This window comes from Streptomyces katrae (assembly GCF_000966975.1).
Classification (GTDB): Bacteria; Actinomycetota; Actinomycetes; order Streptomycetales; family Streptomycetaceae; genus Streptomyces; species Streptomyces katrae.
Window position 1 is genome coordinate 1 of sequence record NZ_JZWV01001119.1, and the last position, 2,989, is coordinate 2,989.

A 2,989-nucleotide genomic window follows, 5' to 3' on the forward strand; every position below is an offset into this window, starting at 1 on the left:
ATCTCGTCGGCGGGTCGCAGCAGCCCGAACGGGCGGGTCCACTGGCCGGGGGTGGGCAGCTGGACGGCGGTGTTCTTCCAGGGGCGCGGGCCGGAGCCGCGCTTGCGGGAGCGCCAGGCGACGCCGACGGTGGCCTGGCCGGTGGCTATCGCGGCGGCCAGGTGGCCGACGGTGGCGCAGGAGCCGCCGCCGCCGTAGCCGACCTTGGAGAAGAACGTGACGTCGCCGGCGCCGATGGCCTTGGCGACCTCGACCTCGTCGGTCTCCTCCATCGTGTAGGAGGCGAAGGCGTCGACCTCGCCGGGCGCGATGCCCGCGTCGGCCAGCGCCGCGAGGACCGCCCGGCAGGCCAGTTCCTTCTCCGAGGCGGGTAGCCGCTTGGCAAAGGGGGTCTGGCCGATGCCGACGATTGCCGTAGCGTCCTTGAGCGTTGCCGCCATCGCCACCTCCGGGGTGCGCCGGTACTGCTGACAGCCGCGAAGGCTACAGCTAATCTGACGGATAGTCAGCTACCGGGTTCCAGGGGAGGGACGGGCGATGGACCGAGGCGGCCACGAGGACCACGACGACTCCGACGCGGGCGGCCCCGACCCGGCCGACCCGCGGGGGGACCTGCGCTGGGGTACCGTCGGCGCCCTCGTGCGGGACGCCGCCCGGCGTCATGCAGGCCGGGAGGCCGTGGTCGACGGCCGGACCCGCCTCGACTACGCCCAGCTCGGCGAACGCGTCGAGCGGGCCGCCGCCGCCTGCCTCGCCGCCGGGGTCGAACCCGGCGACCGGGTCGCGGTCTGGGCCCCCAACACCGTCGACTGGATCGTCTCCGCCCTCGGCGCCGTCACCGCCGGCGCGGTCCTCGTCCCCCTCAACACCCGCTTCAAGGGCGCCGAGGCCGCCTACGTCCTCCGGCGCAGCCGCGCCCGGCTGCTGTTCGTCACCGGCACCTTCCTCGGCACCTCCTACGTCGCCTCCCTGCGCCGCGCCGCGGCCGAAGGCACCGGCACCGGGCCGCTGCCCGGCCTGCCCCACCTCGAACAGGTCGTCGTCCTCGCCGACGACGCCCCCGCCGACTTCCGCACCTGGAAGGACTTCCTCGCCGGAGGCGACCGCCTCCCGGCCGCCGGCGTCCGCGCCCGCGCCGACGCGATACCCCCGGACGCCCCCTCCGACATCATCTTCACCTCCGGCACCACCGGAAGCCCCAAGGGCGCCGTCATCACCCACGCCCAGACCCTGCGCTGCTACGCCGTCTGGAGCGAGCTGGCCGGACTGCGCGAGGGCGACCGCTACCTCATCGTGAACCCGTTCTTCCACACCTTCGGCTACAAGGCCGGGATCATCGCCTGCCTGATGCGCGGCGCCACGATGGTCCCCCAGCCCGTCTTCGACGTCGACACCGTCCTCGCCAACATCGCCGCCGAGCGGATCTCCGTCCTCCCCGGTCCGCCCACCCTCCACCAGTCCCTCCTCGACCACCCCCAGCGCGATCACCACGACCTCTCCGCCCTGCGCCTGGTCGTCACGGGAGCCGCCGTCGTCCCCCTCCAGCTCGTCGAACGGCTCCGCGCCGAACTCCGCATCGCCACCGTCCTCACCGCGTACGGGCTCTCCGAGGCCTCCGGCATCGTCACCATGTGCCGCCGCGGCGACCCCGCCGAGGTCATCGCCGCCACCTCCGGCCGCGCCATCCCCGGCACCGAACTGCGCATCGCCGCCCCCGACGGCACCGCCCGGGAACCCGGCACCCCCGGCGAGGTCTGGGTGCGCGGCCACCACGTGATGCGCGGCTACTTCGAGGACCCCGAGGGCACCGCCCGCACCCTCACCCCCGAGGGCTGGCTGCGCACCGGCGACGTCGGCGTCCTCGACGCCGGCGGCAACCTGCGCATCACCGACCGGATCAAGGACATGTTCATCGTCGGCGGCTTCAACGCCTACCCCGCCGAGATCGAGCAACTCCTCGGCCTGCACCCGGACATCGCCGACGTCGCCGTCGTCGGCATCCCCGACCCCCGGCTCGGCGAGGTCGGCAAGGCGTACGCCGTCCGCCGCCCCGGCTCCACCCTCACCGCCGACGACCTGATCGCCTGGTCGCGCCGCGAGATGGCCAACTACAAGGTCCCGCGCGAGGTGGAATTCGTCCCCGACCTGCCGCGCAACGCGAGCGGCAAGGTCCTCAAGACCGAACTCCGCGCCCGCCGCTGACCCCCGGGCCGGGCCGGCGCGCGTCAGGCCACCGCCCGCAGCCCGGCGGCGCCGTACGGGTCACCGCCCGAGTACGCCAGGTCGGCGCGGGCGGCGCACTCGCGGGCCGCCAGGTCACGGCCCAGCGGGGCGAGAGCCGCGCAGAACAGGAGCGCGCCCAGCGGGATCAGGTCCAGGCTGACGCCCATCACGGCCGTGCCCAGCAGCACCGCCGCCGGACGCCACACGCCGGTCCGCCGCCCGGCCGCCAGCTGGGTCACGATCCACAGCAGGCCCACGTAGAACAGCAGCGGCCCCACCGAGTAGACGGCCGGTTCCACCCCGGGCCGGCTCTGGATCTCCTCGAACAGCCGGTCCATGCCCGCCCGGTCCGCGGACCGCAGCCCGACCACCAGGTCGATGACCGCCTGCGCGAAGGCCGCCGCGGCCCCCGCCAGGCCGAGCCCCGTCGCCACACCGGCCCCCACCCGGCCCGCCCGCCCGGCCGGCACCGCCAGCCGCCGCAGCCCGAGGAACACCACGCCGAACAGTCCCACCCCGGCGGCCAGGGCCAGGTGCCCGAACGTCCAGGCGGGGCCCGGGCCGTGATCCGGGTCGGCCAGCCGGACCACCCCGTACACCAGCAGGCACACCGGAGCCGCGACGAAGGCCCCCCGCACGAACGCCGTCCACCGCCGCCCCCACGGCCGCCGGACCGTCCCGGCCCCGGCCATCGGCCCCGAAATCCCGTACCCAGCTGCTTCGTTGGTCATACCCCGATCCTCTCCGCGCCCCGCCCGCCCCGGAT

General features: G+C 75.1%; 3 protein-coding genes. 1 reads left to right on the forward strand and 2 read right to left on the reverse strand.

Annotated features, from left to right (window positions below; all coding sequences use genetic code 11):
• Positions 1–440: beta-ketoacyl-[acyl-carrier-protein] synthase family protein (locus tag VR44_RS33380; protein ID WP_045951386.1), on the reverse strand; the 440-nt coding region annotated here is incomplete at its 3' end.
• Between the two features lie 97 nt (positions 441–537).
• Here VR44_RS33380 and VR44_RS33385 point away from each other — a divergent pair.
• Complete coding sequence (locus VR44_RS33385) at positions 538–2,202, forward strand: FadD3 family acyl-CoA ligase (RefSeq protein ID WP_245692715.1); 1,665 nt, start codon at positions 538–540, stop codon at positions 2,200–2,202.
• Positions 2,203–2,225: 23 nt separating this feature from the next.
• Here the strand turns inward: VR44_RS33385 and VR44_RS33390 are convergent, their stop codons facing one another.
• Positions 2,226–2,954 carry a hypothetical protein gene (locus VR44_RS33390; RefSeq protein WP_157880489.1) on the reverse strand — a complete coding sequence of 243 codons (729 nt, stop codon included), beginning with the start codon at positions 2,952–2,954 and terminating at the stop codon, positions 2,226–2,228.
• Positions 2,955–2,989 lie beyond the last annotated feature (35 nt).

Excerpts from the sequence above, each read along its gene's own strand:
- VR44_RS33385 (WP_245692715.1), top strand. The coding sequence starts at position 538 with ATGGACCGAGGCGGCCACGAGGACCACGACGACTCCGACGCGGGCGGC.
- VR44_RS33390 (WP_157880489.1), bottom strand. The coding sequence starts at position 2,954 with ATGACCAACGAAGCAGCTGGGTACGGGATTTCGGGGCCGATGGCCGGG.